The 14,119-nt window shown below is 59.0% G+C and carries 13 protein-coding genes and 1 pseudogene; 13 read left to right on the forward strand and 1 reads right to left on the reverse strand.

Translation table 11 applies throughout. The annotated features are described in order from the left end of the window. Positions 1–258 precede the first annotated feature (258 nt). The 4 genes from pstC (at position 259) to U9R61_RS04270 (ending at position 3,581) form a co-directional block, all read left to right on the forward strand. Positions 259–1,173 carry a phosphate ABC transporter permease subunit PstC gene (pstC, locus tag U9R61_RS04255; RefSeq protein WP_416208818.1) on the forward strand — a complete coding sequence of 305 codons (915 nt, stop codon included), beginning with the start codon at positions 259–261 and terminating at the stop codon, positions 1,171–1,173. Further along, on the forward strand, positions 1,173–2,108 hold the full coding sequence (pstA, locus tag U9R61_RS04260; protein WP_322487582.1) for a phosphate ABC transporter permease PstA: 936 nt from the start codon (positions 1,173–1,175) through the stop codon (positions 2,106–2,108). The genes pstC and pstA overlap by 1 nt, the downstream gene beginning before the upstream one ends. Before the next feature lie 17 nt (positions 2,109–2,125). Then, positions 2,126–2,929 carry a phosphate ABC transporter ATP-binding protein PstB gene (gene pstB / locus U9R61_RS04265; protein WP_322487583.1) on the forward strand — a complete coding sequence of 268 codons (804 nt, stop codon included), beginning with the start codon at positions 2,126–2,128 and terminating at the stop codon, positions 2,927–2,929. A 361-nt stretch (positions 2,930–3,290) separates the two neighbouring features. Further along, complete coding sequence (locus U9R61_RS04270; RefSeq protein WP_322487584.1) at positions 3,291–3,581, forward strand: hypothetical protein; 291 nt, start codon at positions 3,291–3,293, stop codon at positions 3,579–3,581. 293 nt (positions 3,582–3,874) lie between these two features. Here U9R61_RS04270 and rpmB read toward each other — a convergent pair whose 3' ends face one another. Continuing rightward, positions 3,875–4,060, reverse strand: a complete 186-nt coding sequence (rpmB, locus tag U9R61_RS04275) for a 50S ribosomal protein L28 (protein ID WP_066789540.1) — start codon at positions 4,058–4,060, stop codon at positions 3,875–3,877. Between the two features lie 104 nt (positions 4,061–4,164). Here rpmB and U9R61_RS04280 point away from each other — a divergent pair, with 104 nt between their 5' ends. The 9 genes and pseudogenes from U9R61_RS04280 to U9R61_RS04320 form a co-directional block, all read left to right on the forward strand. Beyond that, positions 4,165–5,019, forward strand: coding sequence for a DegV family protein (locus U9R61_RS04280; RefSeq protein WP_322487585.1), 855 nt, complete (start codon positions 4,165–4,167; stop codon positions 5,017–5,019). Continuing rightward, positions 5,016–7,601: an ATP-dependent DNA helicase RecG gene (gene recG, locus U9R61_RS04285; RefSeq protein ID WP_322487586.1), complete on the forward strand. Its 2,586-nt coding sequence runs from the start codon at positions 5,016–5,018 to the stop codon at positions 7,599–7,601. Before U9R61_RS04280 ends, recG begins: the two co-directional genes overlap by 4 nt. 77 nt (positions 7,602–7,678) lie before the next feature. Then, the gene (locus U9R61_RS04290) at positions 7,679–8,755 is read left to right on the forward strand and encodes an E3 binding domain-containing protein (RefSeq protein WP_322487587.1); all 1,077 of its coding nucleotides are present in this window, start codon (positions 7,679–7,681) and stop codon (positions 8,753–8,755) included. A 149-nt stretch (positions 8,756–8,904) separates the two neighbouring features. Then, positions 8,905–9,975: an ATP-dependent 6-phosphofructokinase gene (locus U9R61_RS04295; RefSeq protein WP_322487588.1), complete on the forward strand. Its 1,071-nt coding sequence runs from the start codon at positions 8,905–8,907 to the stop codon at positions 9,973–9,975. A gap of 42 nt (positions 9,976–10,017) precedes the next feature. Further along, on the forward strand, positions 10,018–10,497 hold the full coding sequence (locus tag U9R61_RS04300; RefSeq protein ID WP_066789531.1) for an SRPBCC family protein: 480 nt from the start codon (positions 10,018–10,020) through the stop codon (positions 10,495–10,497). Further along, positions 10,463–10,708, forward strand: coding sequence for a hypothetical protein (locus U9R61_RS04305; protein ID WP_322487589.1), 246 nt, complete (start codon positions 10,463–10,465; stop codon positions 10,706–10,708). The genes U9R61_RS04300 and U9R61_RS04305 overlap by 35 nt, the downstream gene beginning before the upstream one ends. Positions 10,709–10,976: 268 nt before the next feature. Next, on the forward strand, positions 10,977–11,771 hold the full coding sequence (locus tag U9R61_RS04310; protein WP_322487590.1) for a DUF6754 domain-containing protein: 795 nt from the start codon (positions 10,977–10,979) through the stop codon (positions 11,769–11,771). A gap of 4 nt (positions 11,772–11,775) precedes the next feature. Beyond that, a complete protein-coding gene (locus U9R61_RS04315) occupies positions 11,776–12,444 on the forward strand; it encodes a hypothetical protein (RefSeq protein WP_322487591.1) in 669 nt (222 codons plus the stop codon). Positions 12,445–12,476: 32 nt separating this feature from the next. Continuing rightward, positions 12,477–14,119, forward strand: a pseudogene (locus U9R61_RS04320) (hypothetical protein); the annotation flags it as partial.

Consider the following 14,119-nt stretch of genomic DNA (forward strand, 5'->3'; position numbering starts at 1 on the left):
CGCTGATCCAAACCCCGCAGGTTGGCTATGTCGCGCTGTCACAGGAGCTCTACCGGGCAATTGCCAAGCGCTTCAACGACCGTGTCTTGGGGACGCTAGTCAAGCCCGGTGAGGAAGTTGGTTTGACCCTAGATCGGTACTTGGGCAAGTAACGTTCTCTGTATGTGCAGTATGGGCAAGGGCTTCTGCTCTTGCTCATACTGTCTCTCTATGGTAGGCTAGAAGCGGGCATAGCTTGATCGTGAAGGAGAGATGTTCGTGGCTGTTACCGATCTCCGCAAACCAATCAATCCCATCCGTGCGTTCGGTGAACGCCTTATTCAGGTTGCTCTCATAGGTGCCGCTACAGTTTCAATTCTGACAACGGCCGGTATCGTCTTCTCTCTACTATTTGAAACGATTGCCTTCTTTAGCGAAGTTTCAATTGTTGAATTCTTGACTGAAACTGAATGGACACCACTTTTTTCAATTAAGAAATACGGGATTTGGCCACTGCTATCGGCAACAATATTGACCTCAGCCATCGCCATGTTAGTGGCAGTCCCGCTCGGTCTGATCGCAGCTATTTTCCTGAGTGAATTTGCATCTGATCGTATTCGGCGCACGGTCAAGCCACTCCTTGAGATTCTGGCCGGTATTCCTACCGTCGTGTATGGTTATTTTGCCTTAACTGTGGTTACACCGTTTCTCAAGAACTTTATTCCAACGCTGAGTATTTTCAATTCATTAAGTGCCGGTTTGGTAATGGGAGTGATGCTCATTCCGTTCGTTGCTTCACTCAGCGAAGACGCTTTGTCGGCAGTACCGAACTCGTTGCGTGAAGCAGCGTATGGGTTGGGGTCCACCCGGTTCGAAGTAGCCACACTCGTAGTTGCACCGGCGGCAATTTCGGGTATTGTGGCATCGATAGTACTCGCTTTCTCACGCGCAGTTGGCGAGACGATGATCGTCGCAATTGCCGCCGGTCAGAACCCACGATTCACCTTTGATCCAACTGTACCGGTCATGACAATGACGTCGTACATTGTGCAAGTCAGTCTCGGTGATACACCCTACGGCTCTTTGAGCTACTATACACTCTACGCTGTTGGGTTTACCCTTTTCCTCTTTACCTTCGTGTTAAATATCTTCAGCTTCTGGATGGTACGTAAGTTCCGGGAGGTTTACGATTAATGTCTGCCCAAGAACAAATCGGAGTGAAAACCCAATCGGTTGAAAAAGTCACTGATCGGGGTGGTGGTAACTTGAAGTGGCGTCACTTCAAAGGTACCATATTAACCATTTTAGGATGGTTTAGTATTGTTTTTGGTTTGAGTATACTCGTTGTACTCATCCTCGACGTTATCAGCAAGGCAACGGGCATCTTCACCGGTGGTACAAACTGGCTGACGTGGGAATTTTTTAACAATTTCGACTCGCGGTTTCCGACACGAGCCGGCGCTAAGGCCGCTATTGTCGGTACCCTGTACACTATCTCTCTTACGATCCTCTTTGCCTTTCCCCTTGGTGTTGCGGCGGCCATCTACCTCGAAGAATATGCACGCGATAATTGGTTTAGTAAGTTAGTCGAGATCAATATCAGTAACCTTGCCGCAGTACCCTCCATTATTTACGGTTTACTCGGTCTGCAAGTCTTTGCTCGCTGGCTGTTTCTTGGTCGCAGTATCATTACCGGTGCGCTGACGTTGGCCTTATTGGTCGTACCGATTATTATCGTTGCTTCCCGTGAGTCGATACGTGCAGTACCGTTAAGTTTGCGTCAGGCCAGTTATGCGCTTGGTGCAACGCGCTGGCAGACGGTATGGCATGTGGTATTGCCGCAGTCAATCGGTGGGATTCTAACCGGCAGTATTCTTGCTGTATCACGCGCGATTGGTGAGACGGCGCCGCTGATTACCATCGGTGCGCTGACGTTCGTTCCCTTCTTACCACGGAGCCTGTTCGATGTCTTTACCGTGCTGCCCATCCAGATCTTTAACTGGACGTCGCGCCCGAACGATGATTTCCGCGCGCTCGCGGCAGCCGGTATTTTGGTGTTGCTGACCATTTTGTTGACCATCAACGCGCTCGCGATTTATCTACGTAATCGGTATCAGAAACGCTACTAGTGTTGTGAAGGTATACAATGACAATCGTTCATGATATGGACCGAAACAATCCAAATGCACTTGAAGCACGGAATATGAACGTCTACTACGGTTCATTTCGTGCGGTCAAGAACGTCAATTTAGCGATTGAAAAGAACCGCATTACTGCCCTGATCGGGCCTTCAGGTTGCGGAAAGAGTACGGTGTTGCGCTCGTTCAATCGTATGAACGATTTGGTGCCCTCGGCTCGGGTCGAGGGTGAGATTCTCTTCCACGGCGAAAATATCTACGCTCCGGGTGTTGACCCGGTGAACGTTCGTCGTCGGATTGGTATGGTTTTCCAAAAACCGAATCCCTTCCCCAAGAGTATCTACGATAATGTGGCGTATGGTCCACGTATCAATGGCTGGAAGCTGTCTAAGCGCGAGATGGACGAACTGGTTGAGCGTTCGTTACGCGGCGCTGCACTGTGGGATGAAGTGAAGGACAAGCTCAACCAGAATGGCTTGTCGCTGTCGGGCGGCCAGCAGCAGCGTCTCTGCATTGCCCGCGCCCTTGCTGTCGAGCCGGAAGTGATTTTGATGGACGAGCCGTGTTCGGCACTCGATCCTATCTCAACCCTCAAGATCGAGGAGTTGATGTTTGAGCTACGCCAGAACTATACGATTATTATCGTGACTCACAATATGCAGCAGGCATCACGCGCCTCTGATTACACGGCGTTTTTCTTGATGGATAGCGACCGTGCTGGCCAGCTTGTCGAGTATGGGCCGACAGCGCAGATCTTCCAAAACCCGAAGGACGAACGCACCGAGCAGTATATTTCGGGCCGGTTTGGTTAATTGACAACGAATGGGAAGTCTCATCGCCGGAAGGTTATGACCTTCCGGCGATGAGGTTTCTGTGGTGGTGGGGTTTTGTGGCGGGAGCGGGGCTCACCCATTTGTCATTGCGAGGGAGGGACGGCGTCCAGCGGAGCTGGATGCTGCCCGACCGAAGCAATCCCCCAGTTTGGTGGAGATAATGCCTGAGGGGGTTCAGGCCGTGCTCGGGGGGATGGCTGCGCTCCACTGTGCGGCGCTCGCAAGGACAGCATGCCGCCTGTCAGTCGCCGCCGTAACCGCTTTGGTTACCTTGAAAGCAGGGTTCATTCAGCAACGGAGCTTGTTATGAAACGCGCGATCTTGCTCTTGTGTGGTGTTGGTGACGATGCTCGGTGCGTGTGATCTCTCCGATCTGCCCTTCCTGCCTGAAGATCCCAATGCGCCGTGCTGGTTTCAGTGGGCGACCCGGTCATTGCCTAGCGATGCGCAGGCGGTGCAGGAAGCATTGGCGGCGGCTGGTATTGGAGCGCGTGAGGTTTCGGCCAGCGGTTTCGGTGAAGTATGCGTGACGAGCCGCAGTACGGTAAAGGGGTTTGGGGTGCAATCAGAGTGGATTGGCGTGATGTTGGACGTTGCTAATCTGGCTGATCGAACAGCCTTAGGCGACTAGCTCGGCCTTGTCAGGAACACCATCGATAGCCTGCCTCATCTTGTCCACAATACATCGGTGCAGGTCACGTTCCGGTCGCCGGATGCGAAGGCGGATTGCGCAATTGATTTGCGCGCTGCATCCCAAGCCTACCGTGACGGCATAAAAGGCGAGCAATTCTTTACCCAGTTTTGGACGTGCCCGCTGCCTTGATGGTTTGCGTGGCGCTAGCGTATCGGCTATAATGGGCAAAAGCGCAGAGGCCAGCGTCCCTGCCGGACACTGGCCTCTCCTAATGGATGCCGAACCGCACATTAGCGCGTCTTGGCTAGTGTGCGCATACAGCGGGTGCAGATTCGCACCTGTACCGGCTGGCCGCCGGGCGCCATCAACGTCGTCTTCTGGATATTGGGCCGCCAGATCCGGTTGGTCCGGCGCTTTGAGAAGCTGACATTGTGACCAAATGAAGGTTGTTTGCCGCAGAGTTCACATTTTGCCATAGGACTACACTCCGAAACGTACATCTCTATTAATAGTCACACTTTGTGAGACTATACCATATTGTATCCGCTTTGGCAAACCGCTCCGTACCACAGGGCAGACCATGGCACTGATGAAAGTCATTACTGACGGCGCGAGCGACATCCCGTTTGAGGTGGCGCGCGACCTTGAGATCGAAGTTGTGCCGCTCTTGGCGCAGATTGACGATCGGCTGTATCGGATTGGGATTGATATTAGCGAAGATCAGGTCTACGATCTGCTTTTCAATGGCCACGACCGGGTTGAGATCATCAAACCGTCGGCGACGGTCTTCGAGCAGCTTTACCGTAGCCTGTTGGGGCGCTATGACTATGTGTACTCGATCCACCTCAGCCACCGGCTCGGATCCATCCTGAGCGAGGTGCAAACCGCCTGCGCGCGGTTGCCAGCCTCGAATACGCGCATTGAGGTGATTGATAGCAAGTTGGCCGGGATGGGGCAAGGATCGGTCACCATTGCTGCCGCTCGCGCCATCCGCGATGGCATGTCGCCGGCTGAGGTGAGCGACTTGATCGGGCAGACCATTCGCCATACCCACACTGCCTTTTTCGTCGATACCATGGAATATCTTGAGCAGAGCGGCCTCTTAACGTTTAGCGGCTCGCTGATCGGCTCGATGCAGCGGATCAAGCCGCTTATGATTCTCGATGAGGGTGAGATTGTGCCCTACGAGCGCACGCGCACCCGCGCCAAGGCGATCGAGGGCCTCTTTACGTTTGTCGAAGATTTTCCCCACGTCGAAGATGTGATCATTCATTACGCCACCACGCCGGAAGATGTCGAGAAGTTGTTCGAGAAGCTCGATCCGATTTTCCCGCGTGATCGGGTGCAGGTGTCGCGGATGGGGCCGGCGATTGCGGCCCGGCTTGGCCCCGGCGCGATGGCGGTGACGGTGTTTGAAGGCTTCGATGAGGCATGACCGAGATTGAGCGACAGCAGGTGACGGCGCTCGGCAAAGTATTGGCCGCCGAGCGCCGTGATGGGTGCGCCGATCGGGTGACCGATGACGGTTTGCTGGCGTTTCTCCGGCACTGGTCGGCTGCTGCCGGCAGCGCCGCGCGCTTGCCGGCGGTGCAACGCGCGATCGGGCAGTTGATGGGGTACGACGGTATGACGCTCGCCGAACGCGATCAGGCGTTGGCAGCGGCGATCGAAGAGTTGCGGTCGCTCTTCCGGCTTGCCCCCAATCCGCCGGAACCTGCGCCGGTGCCAGAACCGGCGCCACCTGCTTCCCGCCGCACGGTAACGCGGCAAGTGCGCAATCGAGCGGTGCAGATGCCGAAGCGTCCGCTGGCTGAGCTTGATCTTGATGCTAAGCTCGAACAGATTACTGAGGTTGATCTGCGGCTCGCGGGAAGTTTTCGCCGGCTTGGCGTCGTGACCATCCGCGATCTGCTCTATCACTTCCCCCGCCGCTACGATGATGTCAGCCGCCGCCGTTCGATCAACGAATTGCAGCTTGGCGCCGAAGAGACGGTGATTGGCGAAGTGACCGACGTGCGCACGATCGGCGCCGGCCCCAAGCTACGGGTACGGGTGGAAGTGAGCGACGAGACGGGTTCGATTGAAGCGATCTTCTTCAATCAACGCTGGATCGCGCAGCAGATCAAGGTCGGGCAGACCATTGCGCTGAGCGGGAAGGTGACGGCGTTCGGCGGCAAGCGTCAGTTCAGCAGCCCGCGTTGGGAACGCTACACGCCTGATCCTGATGCGCTCTTGCATACGGGCCGGCTGGTGCCGATCTACCCGCTCACGCAGGGTTTGCACGAGAATCAGGCCCGCCGCTTTATCAAGCACGTGATCGATGCGATGGCGCCGCGGGTGCCCGATCACCTGCCGCCGCATCGCCGCGAACAAGCGCGGCTGTTGCCGCTTGGTGAGGCGCTGGCCCAGATCCACTTCCCCGATTCGCACGAGACACTGGCTGCCGCTCGTCGCCGGCTCGGCTTCGACGAGTTTCTCTTCATCCAGCTCGGCGTCTTGCAGCGCAAACGGCTCTGGCAGCAAGAGATAGGGTTGCCTTTCACTATCGATATGCAAGTGCATGCCGATCTGCAGCGCCGGTTGCCGTTTCAATTCACCGCCGCCCAACAGCGGGCGATTGGTGAGATCTTTGCCGATCTGCAGCGTCCGTCGCCGATGGCGCGCTTGTTACAGGGTGATGTCGGCAGCGGCAAGACGGTAGTGGCGGCGGCGGCATTGCTGCAAGCAGTCGCCAACGGCTTTCAGGGGGCACTGATGGCTCCCACCGAGATTTTGGCTGAACAGCACGCTAAAAATCTCAAACAGTTGCTCAGCCGGGTGCGGGTGCCGCGCAAGGCGACGGCAACCACGCCTGCCGAGACGTACCAACAAGCTGACTGGCGGGCTTTGCTCGATCCCGATGATGCGGCCAAGCTGGCCGAGATCGTGGCGATTTTGGGCATGACTCCCGAAGAGGATATGGCGGGGCAAGGGGTGCGGGTCGCGTTGCTCACCGGCAGTTTGGGCGTGCGCGAGCGGCGACGGGTGCTGGAAGGGATTGCGCGCGGCGAGATCGATCTAGTGATTGGCACCCATGCGCTGATCACCGAGACGGTGCAATTCGCCAATCTAGGTTTGGTGGTGGTTGATGAACAGCATCGCTTTGGCGTCGAGCAGCGGTTGCGGCTGAAGAACAAAGGCTGCAACCCGCATATGCTGGTGATGACCGCGACTCCCATCCCGCGCACGCTGACGTTGACCATCTACGGCGACCTCGATGTCTCGGTGCTTGACGAGCGGCCACCGGGCCGGCAAGAGATTCGCACTCGCCGGATCAGCCGGTCTGAACGCGAAAAAGCTTATCGCCACATCCGCAAGCAGGTCGCCGAAGGTCGGCAAGTTTACGTAATATGTCCGCTGGTCGAAGAGAGCGAGAAGCTCGATCTGCCGTCTGCCGAAGAGATGTACGAACGCTTGCAACACGAGGTCTTTCCTGATTTGCGGGTGGCGCTGCTGCACGGCAAGATGCCGGCCCGTGAAAAAGATGAGGTGATGCGCGCGTTTCGCGATCACCAGTACGATATACTGGTGGCGACGGCGGTGATTGAGGTTGGCATTGATGTGCCCAACGCGACCACGATCGTGATCGAAGGCGCCGAGCGGTTTGGCTTGGCCCAATTGCACCAGTTTCGGGGCCGGGTGGGACGGGGCAGCCACCAAAGCTACTGCATTTTGATCAGCGATAGCGATAACCAGCAATCGAAAGAGCGGTTGGCGGCGCTGGAACAAACCAACGACGGTTTTAAGCTGGCCGAAATTGACCTGCAACTGCGCGGGCCGGGCGAGTTTTTCGGCACCCGCCAGAGCGGGACACCCGATCTGAAGATGGCCCAACAGGGCGATACCCGGCTGCTGGCCGAAGCGCGCTGGTTGGCCGAAGCAATCTTGAATGATGATCCGGAGCTGGCGCACCCTGAACATCATCTGTTGCGCCAAAACGTCGATGCCTTCTGGGCCGAGGCGTTGCAAGCGGGGTGAGCCGAGTCGTCAGCGGAGGAACAGGGCGACGCGCCGCGTCGCCTTTACCGCATCTTTAGCAGCAATGGAGCTTGCGCATGCAACGACAGACCATCACGTTGCCGCCGGCACTGGGTGAGGCGATCTTGTTGGAATGGCTCGTCGCCGTAGGCAACCCGATCACACTCACCACCCCGGTGGCGCGAGTGCTCACAGCTGACGCCGAGTGGGTGCTGCCGGCGCAATGTGACGGTGTGCTCACCGAACAACTGGTCGCGCCGGGGACGCAGCTACCTGCCGGCGCAGTCCTTGCCCGCTGCGTGCCGCCGCGCCGTATCCGGGCGACGCCATTGGCGCGGCAGATGGCTGCGGTGCTGGGGATCGACCTCGCCACCCTGACCGGCAGCGGGCCGGCGGACCGGATCGGGCGGGATGATGTGTTGGCGGCGGCAAGAACGAGCGCAGGTTTCCCTGAACCCCAACCGGAGATGATCACGGCGCCGGCTGAGATGATGCCGCCTGAACCCGTTGGGCCTATCGCTGAACCGGTGCCGATACTAGCCGATCAGACGGCAGCCGTCGCGACCGTCATTAAACCGCCATTAGCCATCACCGAACTCATTCCGTTGGCGAGTGCCACCATTGCTGTGGATATGCAGCCGCTCTTGCGCCGGTGCGCGGCCCAGACTGCCGCATTCGCCGCGCGCGGTCTGCAAGCCACCCCGCTCGGTGCATTGATTGCGGCGGCGGCGGCGCTCTTCCCGATGCACCCGCTGATCAACGCCACGTGGAGTGAATCGGCCATTATTATCCGCCATCGCTACCACGTGGCAGCCGGTTTGCCTGACGGGCGCTGGAGCTTGATCACTGATGCCGGTGATCTGACCGAACGCGGCATTGCCCGCGCCTTGGCGCAAGCGAACGACGATCTGAGCGGGGCAACCTGTGTGATTGCGGCGACGAACGGCTGGTGGCAGATCGTACCGCCGTTGCCGGGCACATCGGCGGCGTTGACGCTGAGCGCGGCCCATCCGCAACCGGTTGCGTTTGATAACACCACCATGGTGACAGGTGCGATCGCGCATCTCAGTGTGTGGTACGATGCGCGCATCCTCGATCATCCCGCGGCGATGGCGTTTTTACGCGATGTTAGTCGCCAGCTTGGCCTGGAGTAGGGATAGAGCGATCCTCTATCTTTACTGTGGTTGCCTCACAACTACAAAAAACCGTCACAATTTACCGCTACGCTATAGTTGCGGGTGGTATAATCTGTGTGTCAGGCTGGCAAACTGTGATAACCGAAATAAGTCCGAGGGGGTAAGCCATGGCGAGCAAGAAGCAGCGGATCGGCGTGCTCACCAGCGGAGGCGATGCGCCGGGTCTCAACGCCGTCATCCGTGCAGTCGTCAAGTCGGCGTCCAGTCTCGGTTGGGAAGTGCTCGGCATTCACGACGGGTTCGAGGGTCTGTTGGGGACGAAGAGCTATCGTGTGTTGACCAATGCCGATGTACAAGGGTTATTGCCGCGTGGCGGAACGATTCTGCGCACGACGAATAAAGGCCATTTTGGCCCGCGACGCAGCGATGAGCTGTCGGAAGAGGATCCGTATGTCCGCGCCGTCAAAGCGATTGAAGAGATGGGATTGCGAGCGTTGATCACGATTGGCGGCGAGGGCACCCAACGCATCGCGCTGGAGCTGCACAAACTGGGTGCGCCGGTGATCGGGGTGCCGAAGACGATCGATAACGATCTCGCCGGCACCGATCGCACCTTCGGTTTTGATACCGCGCTACAAGTGGCGACTGATGCGATCGATCGGCTGCACACTACGGCGGCTAGCCACAACCGGGTGATGGTACTGGAGGTGATGGGCCGGCATACCGGTTGGATCGCGTTGCACGCTGGTTTGTCGGGCGGGGCCGACGTGATCTTGATCCCGGAAATCCCCTTCGCGATCGAACGGGTGGCGGAAAAGGTGCATGCGCGCGATGTGCAAGGGAGCGCGTTTAGCATTATCGTGGTGGCGGAAGGCGCGCGCCCGCGCGGCGGTCAAGAGATGTATATCGCTGAAGGCCGGTTGGGCGGGATCGGGCACTGGGTCGGGGAACAGCTTGAGCATCTGACCGGCAAAGATGTGCGGGTGGTGGTATTAGGCCATTTGCAGCGGGGCGGCTCACCCTCGCCGTATGACCGCTTGCTCTCGACGCGCTACGGCGCAGCGGCGGTGCAAGCCGCTGCGCGCGGGATCTATGGCGAGATGGTGGCGCTGCGCGGGCAAGATATTGTGACAGTGCCGCTGGCCGAAGCCTGCGGCTACCTTAATCGGGTGCGCCCGCATAGCGACTTAGTGCTGTGTGCGCGGAGTTTGGGGATCGTGTTTGGTGATGAACTCTGATGCCGCCCGCGTTGCCGGCATCAGCGCAGAGGTGACGAGACGATGATCCGCTATGAGATCGCCGCCACGACGGTGACAACCGCGCCGCCAGAGCGGGTGTTGGCTGTGCTTGATGATTTCAGCAATTGGCCACGTTGGATGCCATCGCTGGAACGGGTGCGGATTGAGTTGCCGCCGGATGATCGTCCGCGGCACGGGTATCGTTTCAAACTACACGGTATGCTCGTGCATGCCGAGATGGAAGTGATCGATTATACGCCGTTGAGCCGGGCCACGCGCTTCCGGATCAGTTTTCCGCCGTTTCAAGGCGTCAACCGCTGCCGGTTGGTGCCGCTTGAGGATGGCCGTTACCGCATCGAGCGGCTTGACCAACTGGAATTGCCAGATCTGGTTGCCCACCTGATTGATGCCACCCAGCGCAAACGCTTCGAGAAACTGGCGCTTGAGTTTTTGCATGCATTGCGCCGGGTGGTTGAACAAACGCCAAATGGAACCGTCTCACCCCCTTCACCACCTAGCTGACCAGATCGAGCGGGCCGGCTTGAGTGTGCCGGTCGCAATGGTGTTGCAAATTGTTGCCCCGCTCGATGTGGTGTGCAGTCAAGGCGCGCAGGTGCTGGCGCCATTGGCGCGCGGCACGCGCTGGGCCGGCGTGATCGAGCTGTTGACGACGCCGGCCCATTGGCCTGCGCTACGCGATCTGTTGCAGGAGCGTTTACATAAACAGCCGTAGCTGTTTGTGGCGCGCTGTCTCGTTTCTCCTGCTGGCATACCCCTGTAGGTCAGCCGGCATACGGCAGCAACGCTACCGTATGCCATCACTGGCGGCCCAGAATCTTACGCATAGCGTTCTTTCTACGATTTCGTATCGTTTTATCGCTTTGTGACGCTTTTTCTTGGCTCAAACAATTGACAAAGCCGATCTAGTGGGTTACACTCAATAAGAAATTAGCGGCCAAGCTGTAAACGATTGCGCGTTGTCGGAAAGAAGGAAGCATCTGATGAGCCTGCCGGCACTCTTCTTTATCATTGCGCTTGTCGTGGTCATCGCCCTTGTCTGGCTTCATCACGCGCGCGTGCTTGCTGGCCGGCTGCCGGTACGGCGGCCTCTGCCGGCGTTGGATGCTTTACAGGTGGCGCTGGCGCGCAGTGCCGAAACAGGCCGGGCAGTGCATCTCGCTCCCGGTGCTAGCACGATCGGGGCCGGCGACAGGCAACGGGCCAGTACGGCTGAGTTGCTGGCCGGCTTGAACGTTGTGCAGCAGGCGAGCGAGCAGGCAGCGGCAAGCGGGGCAACGATTGTTGTTAGCTCGGCTGATGCAGTGGCCCATCTCGCGTTGCGAGGTGCCGTTCGACAGTCGTACCGCTCTGTAGGCCAGCCGCAGGCGTTCGATCCGCGCCAGATCGAGCTGTGGGCGCATGCCGACGCGATGGCGTATGCGGCGGCTGTGGCGGTTCGCTATCACCGTGAACCGTTAGAGGCTAGCTTGCTCACCGGTGCTTTTGATCAGGAAGTGTTGCTGGCTGCCGAGATTGGTGCGCAACAACAGATTCCGCAAGTATTGGGCAGCACCCATCCAGCGGCGCTAGGTGTGATGGCAGTGACAACGCCGCACGTGTTGGTTGGCGAAGAGATCTTTGCGGCTGAAGCGCATCTGACCGCGGCCCCTGCGCCCCAAGCGCGCTTGTTGACCCACGATACGCTGCGGACAGTGGTGATCTGGTTGCTGGTGTTGGCCTTTGGGTACGGCGTGATCCGGTCGCTGTTGGGATGGCCGTTCTTGCCGGGGTGGTGATCTCATGTCGTCTCCGTTGCGCAATCCGCGCCAATTGATCGCGGTGGTGATCGCCGGTGTGAGCGGGTTGATCGTGCTGCTTGATTTTGTCGGCGCTGGCCCGGCAGTTGCTGCTTTGGCAGCGGTGTTGGTGCAGTGGGCGGCGTTGATTACGGCTATCGCGGTGCTGATTGGAGCGTGGAGTGTAGTGCAGGCGCATGTACGGCGCGTGCAAATGCGCGCCCCAGAATTTCGCTATAGCCTTGTGCTGATGGCGGGGATGCTCATCGTCATTGTGGCCGGCATTTTCTACCCGACCCGCACTGCTACCGGATTGGCTCTGCCCGCGACCTTGGCTGCGCCGCCGATCCGCACGGTGTTTCGCTTGATCTATGAACCGCTCGCCGCGAGCTTGCTCGCGCTCCTTGCCTTTTTCGCGCTCAGCGCGATGCTGCGCGCGCTGCGCAGTGGTCGTGCTGAAGCGGTGGTTGTGGTCGTCGTGGCGCTGTTGGCGCTGATTATTCAATTGCCGCCATTGACCTTGATCCCAGTGATCGGCCAGACTGTGCAATGGCTCAATGATTATCTGATTGCTGCCGGTGCCCGCGGCCTTTTGCTTGGATCGGCGATTGGCGCACTCGTGGCCGGCGTGCGTTTACTCATTGGCTTTGATATGCCGTATGCCGATCGCTGAGGTGGTCGCGTACCGGCGCTGATGATGCCACTATGGAACATCTACCGCCATGGCTTCGTAATGTGCCCTTACCGCCGCCGCCGGACGACTCCGATGAGACGCCAGCGTGGTTACGCGGTATTGATCGGATAACCCCGCCATCACCACCGTCTGCTGAGGTGATTCCTGATTGGCTGACTGCGCCTGAACCAGAGGCTGCTCCCGCTGATGTGCCCGATTGGCTGGCTGAGTTGCAGTCCGAGGTGAGTGATCCGCTTGCTAGCGCCGAGCCGGCGGCATGGTTGGCCGAAGCCGCACCGGAACCTCCGTCTGAACGACCGTCACCTTTCGGCGCCACAGGTTGGTTGCAGAGCCTCAGTGGCGAACCAGCTTCCGCCGCCGAGTCACCGCCTGAACCGCCGCCAACCACAAGTTCGCGGGTGCGCATGCCCGTTGGCCCTACTGATTGGTTGCGGAGTATTGGCCATGAAGAGGCCATCGAACCAGCGCCCGAACCGGCATCGCTTGATCCTAATGCTGGTGTGCCCGAATGGTTGCGCGATCTGAGCGAGGAAGAGATTACACAGGCCTTTGCTGAAGCGCCATCGGAGCCGTCAGTGTTGCCGAGCGAGCCGGTTGCGGCAGCCGAACAGCCATCTGAACCGGCGCTCGATGATTGGTTGAATGAATTGGCCGAGATGGCGCCGCCAACCAATCCGCCGGATTGGGGGATAGGCGCAGCCGCGAATGACGAGACGGTCTTTGCAACCGATTTGCCGGAATGGTCAACGCCGGATCGTCCACCAGCCGGTGGCCCACCAGTGCCGGATTTGCCGGCATGGTTGCAGAATGTTGCCGGTGATGAGCCGCCGGCTGCTCCCGGTTCGGTGCGCCTTGATCTACCGTCGTGGCTGCTGGATGAAGATTTCTCGTCGCCTCCGACGACCACCCCGCCAGTCGCGCCGGATGCGCCAACTTTAGTGGCTGATAGCAATGCGGCGCTGCGTAGCCTAACCGGCTCCGATGCTGGCTTTCCGGCTTGGATGACCGGTGAAACTGCGCCGGCGCTGCAACCGGAAGCTCCAGAAGAGACGCCTGATTGGTTGCTGGAAGCAGAGCAACAGTTGAGCGCCGCTTTACCAGAGCCGGCGCCGCTCGATACGCCGCCAACTGCCGGCTCTGCTGGCGATGTTCCGACGTGGCTGCGCGAGGCTGACGCCGGTGATCTTGCTGGGTGGGAACCTGCTGAGTCAGAAGCAGGCGCAGCGCCGACGTGGTTGCAAGAGGCAGAGGAGGAAGCAGGCGCAGCGCCGGCGTGGTTGCAAGAGGCAGAGGAGGAAGCAGGCGCAGCGCCGACGTGGTTGCAGGCAGAGGAGGAAGCAGGCGCAGCGCCGGCGTGGTTGCAGGCAGAGGAGGAAGCAGGCGCAGCGCCGACGTGGTTGCAAGAGGCGGAACCGTCTGGCCTCGTTGATAGCTCGCCGACAACAACATCGAGTAAGATTCCGACATGGCTCCGCGAGGCTGATGCCAGCGATCTCTCTGCTTGGGAGACCGAAGAGCCAGCCGTAGCAGGCGCAGCACCGGCGTGGTTGCAGGCAGAGGAGGAAGCGGGCGCAGCACCGGCGTGGTTGCAGGCAGAGGAGGAAGCAGGCGCAGCACCGGCGTGGTTGCAGGCAGAGGAGGAAGCGAGCGCAGC

The organism is Chloroflexus sp. (assembly GCF_034431535.1).
Classification (GTDB): Bacteria; Chloroflexota; Chloroflexia; order Chloroflexales; family Chloroflexaceae; genus Chloroflexus.

Excerpts from the sequence above, each read along its gene's own strand:
- U9R61_RS04290 (WP_322487587.1), top strand. The coding sequence starts at position 7,679 with ATGCAACGACAGACCATCACGTTGCCGCCGGCACTGGGTGAGGCGATC.
- U9R61_RS04310 (WP_322487590.1), top strand. The coding sequence starts at position 10,977 with ATGAGCCTGCCGGCACTCTTCTTTATCATTGCGCTTGTCGTGGTCATC.
- rpmB (WP_066789540.1), bottom strand. The coding sequence starts at position 4,060 with ATGGCAAAATGTGAACTCTGCGGCAAACAACCTTCATTTGGTCACAAT.
- U9R61_RS04280 (WP_322487585.1), top strand. The coding sequence starts at position 4,165 with ATGGCACTGATGAAAGTCATTACTGACGGCGCGAGCGACATCCCGTTT.
- pstB (WP_322487583.1), top strand. The coding sequence starts at position 2,126 with ATGACAATCGTTCATGATATGGACCGAAACAATCCAAATGCACTTGAA.
- U9R61_RS04300 (WP_066789531.1), top strand. The coding sequence starts at position 10,018 with ATGATCCGCTATGAGATCGCCGCCACGACGGTGACAACCGCGCCGCCA.
- pstA (WP_322487582.1), top strand. The coding sequence starts at position 1,173 with ATGTCTGCCCAAGAACAAATCGGAGTGAAAACCCAATCGGTTGAAAAA.
- recG (WP_322487586.1), top strand. The coding sequence starts at position 5,016 with ATGACCGAGATTGAGCGACAGCAGGTGACGGCGCTCGGCAAAGTATTG.
- U9R61_RS04305 (WP_322487589.1), top strand. The coding sequence starts at position 10,463 with ATGGAACCGTCTCACCCCCTTCACCACCTAGCTGACCAGATCGAGCGG.
- U9R61_RS04295 (WP_322487588.1), top strand. The coding sequence starts at position 8,905 with ATGGCGAGCAAGAAGCAGCGGATCGGCGTGCTCACCAGCGGAGGCGAT.
- U9R61_RS04315 (WP_322487591.1), top strand. The coding sequence starts at position 11,776 with ATGTCGTCTCCGTTGCGCAATCCGCGCCAATTGATCGCGGTGGTGATC.